General features: G+C 58.9%; 16 protein-coding genes. 8 read left to right on the top strand and 8 right to left on the bottom strand.

Translation table 11 applies throughout. The features are described from left to right. Positions 1 to 86: 86 nt before the first annotated feature. The 3 genes from HY868_08960 to erpA all read left to right on the top strand — a co-directional run bounded on the left by HY868_08960 (position 87) and on the right by erpA (position 2,163). Entirely contained in the window at positions 87 to 707 is a 621-nt protein-coding gene (locus HY868_08960) for a hypothetical protein (protein ID MBI5302254.1), read from the top strand. After that, complete coding sequence (gene moaA / locus HY868_08955; protein MBI5302253.1) at positions 704 to 1,678, top strand: GTP 3',8-cyclase MoaA; 975 nt, start codon at positions 704 to 706, stop codon at positions 1,676 to 1,678. Before HY868_08960 ends, moaA begins: the two co-directional genes overlap by 4 nt. An 80-nt stretch (positions 1,679 to 1,758) precedes the next feature. Next, entirely contained in the window at positions 1,759 to 2,163 is a 405-nt protein-coding gene (gene erpA, locus HY868_08950) for an iron-sulfur cluster insertion protein ErpA (GenBank protein MBI5302252.1), read from the top strand. A 101-nt stretch (positions 2,164 to 2,264) separates the two neighbouring features. Here the strand turns inward: erpA and HY868_08945 are convergent, their stop codons facing one another. Continuing rightward, on the bottom strand, positions 2,265 to 3,563 hold the full coding sequence (locus tag HY868_08945) for an ammonia-forming cytochrome c nitrite reductase subunit c552 (GenBank protein ID MBI5302251.1): 1,299 nt from the start codon (positions 3,561 to 3,563) through the stop codon (positions 2,265 to 2,267). Positions 3,564 to 3,638: 75 nt separating this feature from the next. Then, a complete protein-coding gene (nrfH, locus tag HY868_08940; GenBank protein ID MBI5302250.1) occupies positions 3,639 to 4,133 on the bottom strand; it encodes a cytochrome c nitrite reductase small subunit in 495 nt (164 codons plus the stop codon). A gap of 228 nt (positions 4,134 to 4,361) precedes the next feature. On the opposite strand from nrfH, the gene HY868_08935 reads away from it, so the two are divergent. The 4 genes from HY868_08935 to HY868_08920 all read left to right on the top strand — a co-directional run bounded on the left by HY868_08935 (position 4,362) and on the right by HY868_08920 (position 8,272). Further along, positions 4,362 to 4,802: a GatB/YqeY domain-containing protein gene (locus tag HY868_08935; GenBank protein MBI5302249.1), complete on the top strand. Its 441-nt coding sequence runs from the start codon at positions 4,362 to 4,364 to the stop codon at positions 4,800 to 4,802. A gap of 218 nt (positions 4,803 to 5,020) precedes the next feature. Beyond that, positions 5,021 to 5,392, top strand: a complete 372-nt coding sequence (locus HY868_08930; protein ID MBI5302248.1) for a NifB/NifX family molybdenum-iron cluster-binding protein — start codon at positions 5,021 to 5,023, stop codon at positions 5,390 to 5,392. After that, positions 5,392 to 5,574, top strand: a complete 183-nt coding sequence (locus HY868_08925; protein ID MBI5302247.1) for a histidine kinase — start codon at positions 5,392 to 5,394, stop codon at positions 5,572 to 5,574. Before HY868_08930 ends, HY868_08925 begins: the two co-directional genes overlap by 1 nt. 367 nt (positions 5,575 to 5,941) lie before the next feature. Next, a complete protein-coding gene (locus HY868_08920) occupies positions 5,942 to 8,272 on the top strand; it encodes a GAF domain-containing protein (GenBank protein MBI5302246.1) in 2,331 nt (776 codons plus the stop codon). 33 nt (positions 8,273 to 8,305) lie between these two features. Here HY868_08920 and HY868_08915 read toward each other — a convergent pair whose 3' ends face one another. The 6 genes from HY868_08915 to HY868_08890 form a co-directional block, all read right to left on the bottom strand. After that, positions 8,306 to 9,283 carry a uroporphyrinogen decarboxylase gene (locus HY868_08915; GenBank protein ID MBI5302245.1) on the bottom strand — a complete coding sequence of 326 codons (978 nt, stop codon included), beginning with the start codon at positions 9,281 to 9,283 and terminating at the stop codon, positions 8,306 to 8,308. Then, positions 9,270 to 9,680, bottom strand: coding sequence for a M67 family metallopeptidase (locus tag HY868_08910; GenBank protein ID MBI5302244.1), 411 nt, complete (start codon positions 9,678 to 9,680; stop codon positions 9,270 to 9,272). Before HY868_08910 ends, HY868_08915 begins: the two co-directional genes overlap by 14 nt. Before the next feature lie 180 nt (positions 9,681 to 9,860). After that, positions 9,861 to 11,399, bottom strand: coding sequence for an amidohydrolase (locus HY868_08905; GenBank protein MBI5302243.1), 1,539 nt, complete (start codon positions 11,397 to 11,399; stop codon positions 9,861 to 9,863). A gap of 119 nt (positions 11,400 to 11,518) precedes the next feature. Then, positions 11,519 to 12,706, bottom strand: a complete 1,188-nt coding sequence (locus tag HY868_08900) for a hypothetical protein (protein MBI5302242.1) — start codon at positions 12,704 to 12,706, stop codon at positions 11,519 to 11,521. Further along, positions 12,690 to 13,244, bottom strand: a complete 555-nt coding sequence (locus tag HY868_08895; GenBank protein MBI5302241.1) for an RNA polymerase sigma factor — start codon at positions 13,242 to 13,244, stop codon at positions 12,690 to 12,692. Before HY868_08895 ends, HY868_08900 begins: the two co-directional genes overlap by 17 nt. Before the next feature lie 89 nt (positions 13,245 to 13,333). After that, positions 13,334 to 13,855, bottom strand: coding sequence for an adenine phosphoribosyltransferase (locus HY868_08890; GenBank protein ID MBI5302240.1), 522 nt, complete (start codon positions 13,853 to 13,855; stop codon positions 13,334 to 13,336). Positions 13,856 to 13,986: 131 nt separating this feature from the next. Between HY868_08890 and HY868_08885 the strand changes: the two genes are divergently transcribed. After that, positions 13,987 to 15,315: an extracellular solute-binding protein gene (locus HY868_08885; GenBank protein MBI5302239.1), complete on the top strand. Its 1,329-nt coding sequence runs from the start codon at positions 13,987 to 13,989 to the stop codon at positions 15,313 to 15,315. Positions 15,316 to 15,333: the final 18 nt, after the last annotated feature.

The following is a 15,333-nucleotide window of genomic DNA, read 5'->3' as shown; positions in this document are numbered from 1 at the left end:
ACACAAACGGCGAATTAATAAAAAAAAGTTTACACTTATTGACGCCGCTCGCCACGTATGCTATAATCGGTCCACGTAGGTCAACCATGTCCACTGTCCGCCAAACGATTCTCGAAACCCTCAGCACCCGCGGTCCGCTTCCGTTGGAAGAGCTGGCGCGTGATGCAGCGCATACCCCGATGGCGCTGCGCTATCACCTCGCGCGCTTGATGAACGATGGGCAGGTCGTCTTGCAGGATGCCGCGCATCGCGGCGTGGTCGGGCGACCGCAACTGCTGTACGCGCTCGCGGACGAGGGACATGAAGAGTTGCCCAAGCAGTATCATCAACTCGCCGAGCAACTGATCGCCGAAATTATCGAGACGCAGGGTCCCAAGCAGGCGCGCGTCATGTTGCGCCGCGCCGGTCGCCGCGCGGCGGAGGCAGCGACGCCCTTACGTCAGGGCGCGGGCATCCAGGCGCGCGTGAATCGCGCGGCGGCATTTCTCTCCGCGCGCGGTTATTTGGCGCGCGTCGAGAAATCGAACGGCGATTTATTGTTGCGTGTGTGCAACTGTCCGTACCGCCGCGTTGCGCGCGAGCATCGCGAAGTGTGCGAGTTGGACATCGCGCTCGTGGATGCGCTGGTGGACGCGCCGATGAAAATGACGCAGTGCTTGGCGAATTGTGACTGCGCGTGTAGTTTCGTAATTCGAAAGCCAAAATGAACGACTCGTTCGGGCGCAATATTCACTACTTGCGAATTTCTTTGACCGACCGGTGCAATTTGCGGTGCGTATATTGTATGCCGGCGGATATGCAATTCGCGCCGCACGCGCATTTGTTGCAGGACGACGAATTATTGCGCCTGGTGCGCGTCGCGGTAAGCGTTGGGTTCGATCGTGTGCGTTTGACCGGCGGCGAACCGACCGTGCGCCCGAATCTTGTGCAGATCGTCGGCGGCATCGCGGCGATTCCGGGGATTCAGGAAATCGCGATGACGACGAACGCGCTCAAGTTGGAACGTATCGCCGAGCCGCTCGCGCGTGCGGGATTGAAACGCGTCAATATCAGTATTGACACGCTCGATGCCGAACGCTTTTTCAAAATCACGCGCATCGGTAAATTGGAACACGTGTGGCGCGGCATTCAAGCCGCCGAGTGCGCGGGACTCAAGCCGATCAAGCTCAACGCCGTCGTCGTGCGCGGGTACAACGAGGATGACATCGCCGACCTCGCACGGCTGACGCTCGAACACGATTGGGATATGCGCTTTATCGAAGTGATGCCGCTCGGAAGCATCGCCGAATTTCAAACCGATTCCATCGTGCCGGTCGCCGAGATGTGCGCGCGCATCGAGCACGCGTTCGGCGCGCTCGAACCGGTCGAGTGGGATGGACACAATCCGGCGCGACCGTATCGTTTGCGCGGCGGACGCGGGACGCTGGGCTTTATCAGTTCGGTGACAGAACCGTTTTGCGCGGGGTGTGATCGCATGCGTCTGAGCGCGGACGGCAAACTACGCTTGTGTCTTTTGCGCGATGACGAAGTGGATTTGATGACGTCTCTGCGCGCGGGCGCATCGGACGACGAGTTGCGCGCGTTGATGACGCGCGGCGTGTGGAACAAGCCGTGGGGACACGGACTCAAGGAACAGGTGATCGCCGAATCGCGCGTGATGTCGCAGATCGGCGGTTGATAGTTTTCCAATTTCCGGATATAATCCGGCGCATTGAATTCATGATGGAGGAAAAAGAAATGGGTACTCAAACGATGGTGATGCCGGCGTCCACCGAGACGACGACGCGACCGCTGGTCACGCTCACGCCGATCGCGGCGAGCAAACTGCAAACTCTGCTTGCCGAAAAGAATCTCGCGGGGTACGGCTTGCGCGTGTTCGTATCCGGTGGTGGTTGCTCCGGTTTTCAATACGGGATGGCGTTCGAGAACACGACCGAGGACGGCGATTTTGTTTTCGACTCGGGCGGGATGCGCGTCTATCTCGACAACGCGAGTGCGACGTATCTCGAAGGCGCGACGGTGGATTACGTGGACAGTTTGATGGGCGGCGGCTTTAAGATCGAGAATCCGAACGCGGCGAGCACCTGCTCGTGCGGTCAATCGTTCAGCTCCGAAGAAGGCGGGCACGCGCAAGGCGGTAGCTGCGGTTGCGGGCACCACTAACGGATGGGAAACGGATGGGAAACGGATGGGAAACGGATAAACGGATGAGAGGGGCTGGGAGTACTCCCAGCCCCATTTTTTATTCGTGCAACATTCGTTGATTATTTTTTCGTGACCTTGATCGCTTCGAGTTGCGCCTGTCGCGCATAGTCGAGCGATTTGGCGAGTACGCGCGCTGCTTCTTGCGGACTGTGAAAGCCGGTGCTATTCTCGGCGGCGACGATGTCCCAGTAGAACGTTGCTTTGCGTTGCAGACCGCGCGCCTTGGTCAGGTCGGCGTCGGTTGCGCCGGCTTTCATCGCGGCAACGATCGCGTCAATCGCGTCCACTTGTGCGGCTTCGGAGAGACGTAACAAGTCCGAAGTCTTTTTCTGAATGTTGATGACGCGCGCTTTCATCTCTTCTTCGCTCTGGCGATGGCAGGGCTGGCATGCCTTGTCAATGTTTGTCAACGGACTGCGGAGCCAGTGATCGGACAATTTGAGTGCGCCTTCGCGCATGTACGGCATGTGGCAATCCGCGCACGCGACGCCGGAGCGCGCGTGAATGCCGGTGCTCCACATTTCGTACTCGGGATGTTGCACCTTGAGCATCGGCGCGTTCGTTTCCTTGTGCACCCAGTCGCGGAATCCGTACGTGTCATAGTGCTTTTCGATATCCTCGGCGGTCAAGCCGTTGCTCCACGGGAAGGTCAGGATTTTATCGTCGCCCTTGAAATAGTACTCGACGTGACATTGCGCGCAAACGTACGTCCGCATTTCTTGGCGCGTGGCTTGCGTCCAATCAATGCCGCGTTCTTTTAGCGCGTTGACTAACCCAGGACGCGTCAAGCGCAGTTCCATCGTCTTGGGATCGTGGCAATCCGCGCACGATGTGCCGAGGTGCAACTTGTCGGCGATGTCTTTGTACGGCGTCTTGTTGAAATTCTCCCACCCCATCGAAGCGATCAACTGCGGCGCTTCGGCGGCGTGACAGTTGGCGCACGCGCCGGGTTGTGGGGCGGCTTGTTGACGTTTGGTTTCCTTCTGATCACTCAACGCGTAAAAATGTCCGCGCTCTTCATTATAATCTACACTGAACGGCATCGCCGCCCAGATGCGTTTGAGCGCCGGGAACTTTTCCAACTTGTCGTATGCGACCGAGCCACCATACGGCGTCGAGATTTTGGCGTCCTTGGTCTTGATAAATGAATCATACTCGCGCGGATAGTTCTTACCCCACACAGCAGGGTCGAGTTCATTGTCCGCGATTTGCACGATCTTGAGCGGGTATTGCACGGCTTCGGCTTTGCGCCCCTGAATGTTGACGAGCAGCGCGCTCAAGCCGAGCAACGCCAACAAGCCAACGACAAACGCGACGCCGAGCCACACAAGACTACGAACCAGTGATTTCGATTGCATTATTGCGTCTCCTCTTTTGGATTTTGGATTTTCGATTTTGAAATCGGCAATCGAAAATCGCAAATCGAAAATTGACTAGCGTCCGTGACCGACGCCGATGTGACATTTTAGACAATCGGTAGGATTCCGATCATCGGGATGACTGACGAGCGTGACGAGTTCTTCGTGGCAGTGAATACAATTCGCTTGCGCGACCTCGCGATTGAACGGCGTGATTCGAATCACTTCCGGATAATCGTTGAGCGTGAACGCCTTGCTGTGGTTGAATCCGTTCAAACCCTTGACGGCGTATTTGGCGACGAGCGAGTTGTGCGGCGTGTGGCAATCGTTGCACACCGCGACGGTCTTGTGCGGACCGGTCAGCCAACCGTCGTACACCTCGCGCATCACGTGACAATTCGCACACGCTTCGGGATTATCGGAAAAGTACGAACCTCCTTCGGCGTACGAAAAGGTGAACCCACCCAAGCCGACGATTCCGCCGAAGAGCGCGACCAGCAAGAGCAGCGCGCTGAACGGGATCGCGGCAAACCCATTAGAAAAAAAATTCGGTCTTGCGGGTACCGGCATAACGAATCCTTTCTACCATGTCGCGTGTACAAAAAAATCCCTCCGTCCGATTGACGTTTGCAATCGCGGGAGGGTGCCCTGTCATCACACCAGCCGCATTTTACTCGAATCCGCGTTGGTTGTCTATGACAAAAGTCACGCGCGGTTTGACTTGGGTGGTGCTCTGCGCTACAATGCCGCCGACTCTGAAGGCAAATTGGAAATTTGCCCTACTCTGGAGGCAACAACATGGGACTCAAAGACCAACTAAACGAAGATTTGAAAATCGCGATGAAGGCAAAGGACGAAGTACGATTGGGCACGATTCGAATGCTCCGCGCCGCGATCGCGAATTTTGAACTGGCGCGCCCGGCGGACAAACCGATCACCGAAGCGGACCTGTTGAGCGTCGTCGAAAAGCAAATCAAACAAAGGCGCGATTCTATCGAGGCGTACGAAAAAGGCAATCGTCCGGAATTGGCGGCGCAAGAGCAAGCGGAGATCGTGGTGCTCCAAGTATACATGCCCAAGCAGTTGAGCCGCGACGAAATCAAAACAGAAGTCGCCGGCATCATCGCCGCGCTCGGCACGAAAGAGTTTCCAAAAGTGATGAAAGAAGCCGCGGCGAAAATGAAGGGACGCGCGGATGGCAAACTGGTCAACGAAGTGGTGAGAGAGTTGACGGGATAGCGGCGGCTTGCCGCGAACATCATTCTCGTTGCAGGTCCGAAAAGCGAAGCGATCAGGTTTTGGTGCAACCTGGTCGCGTTTGATTTGCGTATCGGTCTCGGCATGCCGGCGCGGTCGCGCGGATGAAACGTTTTCGCGTGGCGCGCATCTAATCAAGTACGATGTCAATTCGCGCGACAGTCGGCGGTCAGTCGTCGGCAGTTGCCATAAGGAGAAATATGCCAACGAAAGTTGCAGTTGTTACGGAAGATGGGACGCGGATCAGCGCGCATTTTGGTCGTGCGCCGTACTATGAGATCGTCACGGTAGATGCCGGCAAGATCGCCGCGCGTGAACGTCGGTCGAAGGCGTTTCACCAAACGCACGGGCAGCACGAGCATCATCACGGTGCGGGCGATACACATAACGATATGCTCGCCAGCGCGCGCGATTGCGTCGCGGTGATTGCGGGTGGGATGGGCAACGGCGCGTTCTCGTTCATCCAAGCCGCAGGACTAGAAGCGATCATCACCGACGAACGCGATATTGAACGCGCGGCGCTCGCGTACGCGGCAGGCACGCTCGTCAATCATCTCGAACGCTTGCATTGATGTGCGGAGGGAAAATGCCCACTCCGGATCGTCTCGAAGAATTGGAACGCGAACTGGAACAGGTGAAAGCGCAATTGCCGCGCCACTCGATCAAACCTTCCATGCTTGCGCGCCTGGATGAGTTGGAAGAGGAGATCGCGCGATTGAAAAAGGACCGTCAATCAAAGTCGAATCTGCGCTAGTCCTTCGTTCCTAGCCATTCGATACCATTGCTGACGAACGATATCAATTTTATACTCGAATTGCGCGCGATGGATTGCGCGCATTGAAAACAACCATCTGTCATCTACACGTGCTGGTAGTACGGGCAGATGGTTTAATTTTTTGGATCACACCCATACGTCACTTGATGAAATCGCTTGTCGTACACCCGCATCCAAAATAGCCACAACCGGGCGGTTGGCACATTCGAGAGATTGAACATCCATGAGCAAGTTGAACATTTCTCATCTATTAGGACCTAATCTTTTATTTGGTACACGCATTGCCCTACAGTCGCGCCAAGCCCGGGTCACATTGGTGATGGGTGCATTTGCCGCTTACGTTCTGATGTATTTTAGTATTTACCGCATGGTGGGTCCATCGGCGGCAACCCTGGCGATGCTGCCGGTGGCTCTGGTGGGCTGGCTGCTTGGGATGCGGGGCGGAATTTTGGCTGGGCTGTTCTGCTTTCCCCTCAACCTTTCGCTTCTGAGTCTGCTGGGATTGTCGGGTTGGCAGGAGATGACCGGGACCGGCGGTGGTACCCTCGGCTCGGTTCTGCTTGTGCTAGTTGGCGGCGTGCTTGGGCGGATGAGCGATCTAGGCAGACAAGCCGCGCACGAACTGACCGCGCGCCGCCAAGCCGAGGGCGCGCTGCGGCAGGCGGAAGAAAAGTACCATTCGATTTTTGAACACGCGGTCGTGGGCATTTTCCAGACGACGATCACGGGACAATACTTGACCGCGAATCCAACGCTGGCGCGGCTCTATGGATACGCATCGCCTGAAGAGTTGATCGCGACCGCCACTGATCTCCAACGTCAATTTTACATTGTCCCTAATCGTCGCGACGAATTTGTCCGCCTGATCAAAGAACACGGCGTCGTGTCGGATTTTGAATCTCAGGTGTACTGCAAAGACAACCACGTCATTTGGATTTCCGAAAATGCGCGAGGCGTCTATGCTGCGACCGGTGAGTTGATCGGGTTTGAAGGTACGGCGATTGACATCACCGAACGCAAACGATTATTCGTCCAAGCGCAAGAACGCCTGGCGCGTCTCGGCGCGCTGCACGAGATTGACGCCGCGATCATCTCGCAACGGAGTCTAGAAGAAACACTCAACGTCCTGCTCGCAAAAGTTACGGAACGGCTCCAGGTAGATGCCACCGCCGTCGCACTGGTCGAGCCGGAGACGCGCGAGTTGGTTTACACGGCGCGACGCGGTTTGGATGAAGAGTTTTTCAAATCGGGGTTGCTCAAAGTTGGAGAGGGCGTCGTGGGTCAGGTCGCTTTGCAAGGCGAACCTATCGCCATTGCCAATGTAAGCGCCGAACCGCGTTTTGTACGGCGCGCGATCGCGGAGCAGTTGGGACTCGTTTCGTACCTCGCGGTTCCGCTACGGACCCAGAGTGGAATTATCGGTGTCCTTGAGCTAGCAACGCGCAAACGGTATCACTTCCCCTCCGAAGAAATTGATTTTTTCATGATGCTGGCTGGACAAGCCGCCATCGCGATTGAAAACGCGCGGTTATTTTGCGAAGAACAAACACGCCGCCGCGAACTCGGTGTGATGTACGATCTCTCGCGCGCGTTGGCGGACGCGGCTCACGACCTCGACCTCATCCTCACCTTGGTTGTCCACCATGCGGCGGAGATCACGCATGTCACCTTTGCCCGGGTCGCGCTTTTGGAGGACGAAGAATATGTCGTGCGGGCTGCCCATCCTGTTCGCGTCCTCCAGCGCGATTTGAAACTCGGTCAGCGTTTTGGAGTAAAGACTCTACCCATCTGTCATCGCGCGCTGGAACAGAATGAGCCGCAAGTCCTTTGCCGTAACGATCCCGCTCTCACCGACCTGGAACGGGAGGTCCTATTATTGGATTTGGCGGAAACCATCTGCCTCGTACCGCTGCGGGTGGGCGGTTCTTTGTCCTGTAACGACCACCCAAATTGTGAAGGGCACGCGCTCGGGGTTTTGATGCTCGGTGAAATGCGCCGCGCGGAGCGCGAACCGTTCACGGCTGACAAGCGGCGCCTGGCGCATAGCATCGCCGATCAAGCCGCCAACGCCGTGCGCCGCGCGCAACTCTTTGCCGAACTCGAGCGGAGTTATCTGCAAACCGTCCTCGCGCTCGCCAATGCAGTCGAAGCCAAAGATACGTACACGGCGGATCACGCACAGCGGCTCGCGCAAATGGGATTAGCCGTGGGGCGTGAACTGGGAATGACCGCGCGCGAGTTGGAGGATTTGCACTATGGCGCGATTCTGCACGATATTGGAAAAATCGGCGTCCCCGATGACGTCCTGGGCAAGTCATCGAAACTAGACGCGGAAGAATGGAAGCTCATGCGCCAGCATCCTGCCATTGGCGCGCGGATTTTGGAACCCGTGCCGCGTCTGGCGGGCGCGGCGCGCCTCGTGCGTCACCACCACGAACGCTACGATGGTAAAGGATACCCTGATGGCTTGGCGGGTGATGCCATTCCCTTGGGGGCGCGCATTCTCACGGTCGTGGACTCGTACAGTGCGATTCTCGATGAACGGGTTTACAAAGCCGCGCGTTCGCATCAAGACGCGGTGGCAGAATTGCACCGTTGCGCCGGGACCCAATTCGATCCGCGCGTCGTTGAAATTTTCCTACGGTTGATGGAGCGCGAGTTTGGAATCGAAGAATGAGCGGCAAACCGGGAATACTTTGGCGAGCGTTCCCTAAGATACCACCTCTCTCACCACGCGCACGTTTTCATCCGGCGTGTCAATCGGAATCACGCATCCCGCGCCGAGGATGAAGCCGCGTCCGCCGGTTTGCGCGATCGCATCGCGCGCCTCGGCGCGAATCGCGTCGGGCGTCCCTTGTGTCAGCGTCTCCCATTCGCTGACGCCGCCGAGCAGGACCTTGTTGCTTTGAGTGCGCGCGTTCTTCAGCGACGGGGCGGTGCGGCGGTCGTGCCAGTTGATCACATCCACGTTCCACTGGGCGAGCCGGTCAAAGTAAATATCCAAACCGTGAATGTGCAAGAGGATGAAATCCGGTTTCGCCGCGCGAAGTCCCTCGAGCACTTGCAGATCGTACCGCTCGCCGAATTCCGCAAACGCGCTCTCGTTCACCACACTGCGCGTCGCCATTTGCGTCGCAAAGAAAATCGCGTCCGCGCCCGCGCGCAAACTCGCCACTGCAAATCGAATCGTCGTTTCCGTGATCGCTTTGAGCGCGCGATGCAATACGTCTGGTCGCGCGCGCAGATCGGAAAGCATTCGGTCGCCGGCGATGTTGCCCGCCGAGTAGAGCGGCGAAAAAATCGTTTGCAAGATGTGCACGTCGCCGCCGAGTTGTTGCCGAATCAGTTTGAGCGCGGCGCTCTCGCGCTGAAACACAAAATTCGTTTCGTCGAGCGGCGCGAGCTTGTCCCAATCGGATAGCGTGTTGACGGCATGGACGATGTGAGCGCGCGTGCCTTCGCGATTGCCCTTGCCTTCGAGTTGCGAGCCGTACATTTCAGCGGGATACCCGCCGGCGGGCGTGACCTTGACGAAATCGAATTCGAATTTCTTTTGGAACGCGACGACACTTGCGGCGAGCGTTTCCGATTTTAGGTCAGCGCCGGGAAAATGTCGCCACAGCGCGACGGGCACGCGATCCGTCGGCGCGCCGCGTAACACGGCGTTCATGCGTTCACGATGATTCATCTTTCACCTCCAAAGTGATTTCGCTGATGGCTCCCGCGACGATGCGAAACGCGCGCACGTGCGGTTGCTCGGGGTTCATCAGCGTGATGAGAATGTACACAACGTCCGGATAGAACGCGCGCGCGACATCCACGCCGGACGGATACGCCTCGCTTGCCGGGTGCGAGTGATAAATCGCGAGATGCTCCCAGCCCTGGTCGTCCATCGCGCGGAACGCGGCAAGCAATTCGTGCGGGTCGGCATTGTAGCGCACGCGCGGCGTCGGATCCGTGTTCGTCAGTGGAAAGATACCGAGCGCGCGTCCCTCCGTGCCGCCGATGATGCCGCACGTTTCGTTGGGCGCGTCGCGTTGCGCTTGCGCGATGAGTTGGGCGAGTTGCATTTGAGTCACAAGCATTTCAATTTCCGATTCTTGAGAAGATCATTGGACGCGGATGAACGCAGATCGCTTCGCGCGCGGAGATATTTTCTTATGCGCGAAAATTCGCGTGAATCCGCGTCCAAATGATTTCGGTTGCAGATACTTGATGGGACGGTTTGGTTTTCCAATCGAAATTCGCAAATCGCAAATCGAAAATCAGATGACCACGCGCCCACCGACCACCGCGCACTCTACGCGCGTGTCGAGAATCTCACGCGGCGGCACGGCGAAAATATCGTGCGACAAGACGAGCGCGTCGCTCGTCACGCCGCGACCTGCAACCGCTAGAATTCCACTCGCGTACGCGCGCAGAGTTTCTTCGAGCGAAAGTTTTTCTGCGGGATACCATCCACCGCGCGGTTCGCCGTTCGCGCGTTCGCGCGTGACCGCCGCGTGAATGCCGACCCAGGGATCGAGCGTTTCGACCGGACAATCGCTCCCGAATTGCAAACGCGCGCCCGCGTTCAGCAGACTTTTGAACGCATACGAATGACGCCCGCGCGCGCCGAGAGAATCGTCAACCATTTTGTAATCGCTCGTCGCGTGAATCGGTTGCATCGAAGCGATCACGTTCAGCGCACCAAAGCGCGGAATATCGGCGGCATCCAAATGTTGCGCGTGCTCGATGCGCAGCGGCGCGCCCAGTCCTTCGCGGCGGAGTTTTTCGTACACGTTCAACACCTCGCGATTCGCGCGGTCGCCAATCGCGTGCGTGCAAACCATCATCTCGGCTTGTGCTGCCTCGCGCGCAAGCGCTTCAATTTCATTCGTCGGTCGCGTGGATACGCCGCGATTGTTGGGTTGCTGTTCGAATGGTTCGAGCATCCACGCGGTCAGCGAACCGAGCGAACCATCGGCGAACATTTTGATGCCGCCGATTTTCAACCACACGTCACCCAGTCCGCCGCGCAAACCGAGCGCGCGCGCGTGTTGCAAATTGTCCGCCGGAATCATGTGCGTCACATGCAAATTCAATTTGTCCTGAGCGCGCAGTTTTTGAAACGCGCGCAACGCGTCCGCGCCTTCGACGTTGTGAATGCCGACGATGCCGAGCTGATGCGCGCGATGAATCGCGTTAAGCAAAACCTCTTCTGAGATTTCGCCCGCGTCAAATCCAATGTTGCCGCCGAGCAACTCGATGGCGTTTTCGCGCAGAACACCGGTCGGTTCGCCGGAGGCGTCGCGATCAATCACACCGCCCGCCGGGTCGGGCGAATCGCGCGTGATGCGCGCGATTCGCAGCGCGACCGAGTTGACCCACGCCGAGTGTCCATCCTTGCGGTCGAGCGCGACCGGATTGTTCGGCGCAATCGCGTCGAGCGGCGTTTTCGATGGAAAAACTGGGTCGCGCCAATCCAGGTGATTCCACCCCAGCCCGATGATCCATTCGCCCGGTTTTGTCGTTGCAACGCGCGCGGCGACCCGCGCAACCGCTTCGCCGAGCGAACGCGCGCCGTCCAGTTGCACGCGCGCGAGACTCGTGGCGTACGCGGTGAAATGAATGTGGTGGTCAACCAACCCAGGAATGACCGCGCGTCCGCGCAGGTCAATGACCTGGGTTCGCGCGGTGCGTGTTGCCATCGCATCGTCGTCGAACGCGACGACGCGACCGGCATCGAACGCGATCGCGTTCGCGCGGGGGTGGGTGGGATCGAGCGTGTAAATCGTACCGTTGGTTAGGAGTAAGTTTGTCATGGCACGATTATACCCGCGCGAATGCGGATTGCAAGAGGGTGACGTATGACTGCAGACGGCAGACCGCCGACCGTCGTTCAATCCATCGGCGGTCGGCGGTCGGTTGTCAGTGGTCGTTTCTATCTCCGCGGCGTCGCGAAATTCGATGGCGGTTTCGTCGCGGGTGGCGGCGGCGGTGGCGCGGGGGGTGTGAAACCCGGCGGCGGTTTGGGGGGTGGACTGCCCGGGTTCGGCGCGGGGGGTGTGAAACCCGGCGGCGCAGGTGGTGTGAACCCTGGCGGCGGTGTAAATCCCGGCGGGATATTTATCGGCGTAGCGAAGCGAGTCGCGAATTCGGTCATCATCGCGCCGGGCGTAGCGAAGCGAGTCGCGAACTCGGTCATCACCGCGCCGGGTGTGCCGAGACGCGGTGGAGTTGCCAACCGAGTTTGCAAAATCGGCGGCGTTGCGATGATGATGCTTGGTGCCGTCGGCATCGGTTGTGGCGTCGGCGCAAATGTCGGTGGCGGTTCGATGGGGCGCGGCGACGCGGTGTGTGGAATGTCCGTTGGACGCGGCAATCGTGTGAAGGTCGCGGAGGGGATTGGCGCGTGCCACGCGGTCGGCGGCGGGAGCGGTGTTTGCGCGCGTTCGATGACGCGCGTGCGAAACGCGGCGGGATTCTGCAAACCGGTTTCGATCAACGCGCGGCGTTCCTCCAACATGCCGCGCGTGCGCTGCAAGATCGGCGCGGTGGACGCGGGCGCGTTCGTTTCGGCTTGTTCGAGCGTGCGCGTCCATGCCTGGACGCGTTGTTGTTGCAGTTCGAGTTGACGCGCGAGTTGCGCGTTGTCCAGGTTTGCCGACGCGTTCAACGCATCCTCGATCTGGGTTTGCATGCGCGCAAGCGTTTGATCGGAGACCGCACCGCCGCTCGCGCTGATCGCCGAAATTTCGGCGGCGCGTCGGTCGGCAAAGTTGAGCAAAATAGTCGCGCGCGCGTCCGGCTCGTTCGTCCACGCGAGCCGCGCGTCTTCGCTCCACAATTTCACTGGATAGAGCGCGTCGTTCGGCAAGGCGTCTTGCGCGGCGTAGACCGTCGCGCCGGTCGTAATGATGAGCAAGACGAGGACGATGCTGAACGCGAATGCCAGGCGCGGCAAGAGACCAAGCCGCGCGCGTGGCACGGTCGGCTGGAGCGCGCGCGCTTGCGCGAGGAATTGTTCGCGCCCGTGCGTGGCGGCGTTCGGATCGCGCGCCGGCGTGTCCTTGAGTGCGGCGAGCCGCGCAAGCAGGCGCGAATCGCGTGGATCAGCAGGGTTGTTCATCGTCTTGTTCGTGAAGCAGGATGCGGCGCAGCGCCGCCAGCGCGCGATGTTGCAGTGACTTGACCGCGCCGATCGGTTTGTTCAACGACGCGGCAATTTCGTCGTTCTCTAGTCCTTCGATAAATTTCAGCACGACAACCTGGCGTTGCTCTTCCGTCAAGCACTGTAACGCGGCGCGCACCTGGGCTTGTGCCACGCGGTCGGCGACGGCGGATGTGAAATCGGTGGCGTCGTCCAACGTGACCTGGTCGAGTGGAAGCGCGGGCGGCGGGGCGCGTCGCCAGCGGTCGGTGATCCAGTTATGCGCGACGCGATACAAGTACGCCTGCATGTACTCGCGCGGACCGCCGCCGCCGCGCAACGCGACCAAAAATCGGCTGAACGATTCGGCGACGCATTCTTCGGCGGCATCGGCGTTGCCGAGCAAGCGGACGGCATAACGAAATAACGCCGGGCTGTAGCGATCATAGATCTCGCCCAACGCTTGCGGATCAAACGTGCGCGCGCGTTGCAACAGGTCGCGTTCGGAGGTCGCCATCTTGCCTAAAGAGTGTGACGTGCGAATGGGAAAGTGGATACGGGTAAAACAGGAAACCCTTTGGATTTTCTCCAAAGGGTCTGTTTTTTTTATGCGCCTTCGTACTGAATCATCGAGTACACATCGTACCCTTTGAGTTTATCGCGTCCTTTCAGGTCAACGAGTTCGATGAGGAACGCGAGTCCGACGACTTTGCCGCCGAGTTTTTCGACGAGTTGAATCGCCGCCTTCGCCGAGCCACCGGTCGCGAGCAAATCGTCCACGATCAACACGCGTGTGCCAGGTTCGATTGCGTCCTTGTGCATTTCGAGTGTGTTGGTGCCGTACTCGAGCGAGTAGGTGATCGCGATTTTTTCGGCGGGCAGTTTGCTCGGCTTGCGAATCGGCACGAAACCCGCGCCTAATTCGTACGCGAGCGGCGAACCAAAGATCCACCCGCGCGCTTCGATGGCGGCAATCGCGTCGAGGTCGGTATCGCGATAATGCTCGACCATCGTGTCAATCGTTTCTTGCAGCGCCTCGCCGTCGCGAATGAGGGTGGTAATGTCGCGGAAGAGGATGCCGGGGATGGGAAAATCGGGAATACTGCGGATGAGTTGAGCGAGTTCCATTAGGAATCTCCTGAGCGAAATAATTTCGGAGGGGCTTGCTCACCACTCCCGGCGGATTCTAGTCGAAAAGGTAAAAAAATGCAAATCCAAACGGCTTGTGCTATAATAAGCGCAAGAGAGTCAATCACGGAATGAATCTGAGAGGACAACTCGCGGCGCGTGGAATTATTTGTTTGCTCGCGTTGATGCTCGCAACCGCGTGCGCGAGTTTAACACCTGACGCGCGTGTGCTGACGCCCGCGCGCGCGACGAACACCGCCGCGCCGACGTTTAGCGTCACGCCCGCGCCAACGCGAACCGCGACGGTTGCGCCCACAGTACCTCTCGCACGCACGCCGACGCCGACGGGCGATGGCGTGGTGCTGGTCTTCTGGACGACCGAAGACCTAGCGCCGGGCGCGTCGCCGGCGGGACGCGTGTTCAAAGAGCAAGTGGATGCGTTCCTCGCGGCAAATCCGAACGTTCAAATTGACATCGTTTTCAAAAAGCCATACGGCAAAGGCGGCATCCTTGATTTTTTGCTGACGACGAACGCGGTGATTCCGGCGCGGATGCCCGATGTGGTCGCGCTGGATTTGGCGGAAGCGTCCCAAGCGGTAGATGTGTTGCAAGCGTTCGACGAGTGGATGCCGGCGGATTGGCGCGATGGATTGTTTCCCTTTGCCAAGCAAGCCGCGCAGTTGAATGGACGCTGGATGCTGGCGCCGTTGGCGGTGGATGTGCAGCACCTCGTCTACGACAAGACGCTCGTGCCCAAGCCGCCGCGAACCTGGGATGATGTATTGAGGCAAAAGCAAACGTGGTTGATGCCGATCGCGAGTGATGACGCGTTTCTGTTGCAATACAGCGCGCTCACGACAATGGACACGAAGGCAAGTCCGGTCGCGTTCGATCCGGCGGCAACCGCGCTGGTGCTCGATTTTTTCAAACGCGGACATGATGTGGGAGCGATTCCCGACACGGCGCTCGGTTTGAAGAGCGTGGAAGAAACCTGGTTGCCGTTTGCCCAAGGTCAGGTCGCGATGGCGCACGTGTCCGCGTCGCGTTACATGACGGAGCGGGCGCAGGTACCGAACGCGACGTTCGCGCCCTTGCCCACGCGCGATGGACGCGGCGCGGCGCTGGTGGTGGGCTGGGGTCTGGGGATTACGGCGCGTGAACCGGCGCGCCAAGCGATCGCCACGCGCTTTATTCGTTGGCTCATTCAAAGCGACCGGTTGGCGACTTGGCTGCGCGCGGCGCGACGTTTGCCGGCGCATCGTGGTACGTTGGCGTTAGCCGTCGAGCCGCCGGACTATGCCGCGTTCTTACGCGAGCAATTGGAGCGCGCCGCATTCATGCCGACCGCGTCGGCGTATGCCAAGTCCGCGGAGGTGTGGCGCGCGGTGATCCCGGCTGTGTGGAAAGGACAAATCACAGCGGAAGAAGCCGCGCGGAATATCGCCACGGCGGGCAAGTGATGTGGCGGAGAGAGCATA

It is taken from the genome of Chloroflexota bacterium (genome assembly GCA_016219275.1).
Classification (GTDB): Bacteria; Chloroflexota; Anaerolineae; order UBA4142; family UBA4142; genus JACRBM01.
This window is presented reverse-complemented; position numbering and strand designations above follow the sequence as displayed.

Coding starts and splice junctions, on each gene's coding strand:
- HY868_08960 (MBI5302254.1), top strand. CDS start 87: ATGTCCACTGTCCGCCAAACGATTCTCGAAACCCTCAGCACCCGCGGT.
- moaA (MBI5302253.1), top strand. CDS start 704: ATGAACGACTCGTTCGGGCGCAATATTCACTACTTGCGAATTTCTTTG.
- erpA (MBI5302252.1), top strand. CDS start 1,759: ATGCCGGCGTCCACCGAGACGACGACGCGACCGCTGGTCACGCTCACG.
- HY868_08945 (MBI5302251.1), bottom strand. CDS start 3,563: ATGCAATCGAAATCACTGGTTCGTAGTCTTGTGTGGCTCGGCGTCGCG.
- nrfH (MBI5302250.1), bottom strand. CDS start 4,133: ATGCCGGTACCCGCAAGACCGAATTTTTTTTCTAATGGGTTTGCCGCG.
- HY868_08935 (MBI5302249.1), top strand. CDS start 4,362: ATGGGACTCAAAGACCAACTAAACGAAGATTTGAAAATCGCGATGAAG.
- HY868_08930 (MBI5302248.1), top strand. CDS start 5,021: ATGCCAACGAAAGTTGCAGTTGTTACGGAAGATGGGACGCGGATCAGC.
- HY868_08925 (MBI5302247.1), top strand. CDS start 5,392: ATGTGCGGAGGGAAAATGCCCACTCCGGATCGTCTCGAAGAATTGGAA.
- HY868_08920 (MBI5302246.1), top strand. CDS start 5,942: ATGTATTTTAGTATTTACCGCATGGTGGGTCCATCGGCGGCAACCCTG.
- HY868_08915 (MBI5302245.1), bottom strand. CDS start 9,283: ATGAATCATCGTGAACGCATGAACGCCGTGTTACGCGGCGCGCCGACG.
- HY868_08910 (MBI5302244.1), bottom strand. CDS start 9,680: ATGCTTGTGACTCAAATGCAACTCGCCCAACTCATCGCGCAAGCGCAA.
- HY868_08905 (MBI5302243.1), bottom strand. CDS start 11,399: ATGACAAACTTACTCCTAACCAACGGTACGATTTACACGCTCGATCCC.
- HY868_08900 (MBI5302242.1), bottom strand. CDS start 12,706: ATGAACAACCCTGCTGATCCACGCGATTCGCGCCTGCTTGCGCGGCTC.
- HY868_08895 (MBI5302241.1), bottom strand. CDS start 13,244: ATGGCGACCTCCGAACGCGACCTGTTGCAACGCGCGCGCACGTTTGAT.
- HY868_08890 (MBI5302240.1), bottom strand. CDS start 13,855: ATGGAACTCGCTCAACTCATCCGCAGTATTCCCGATTTTCCCATCCCC.
- HY868_08885 (MBI5302239.1), top strand. CDS start 13,987: ATGAATCTGAGAGGACAACTCGCGGCGCGTGGAATTATTTGTTTGCTC.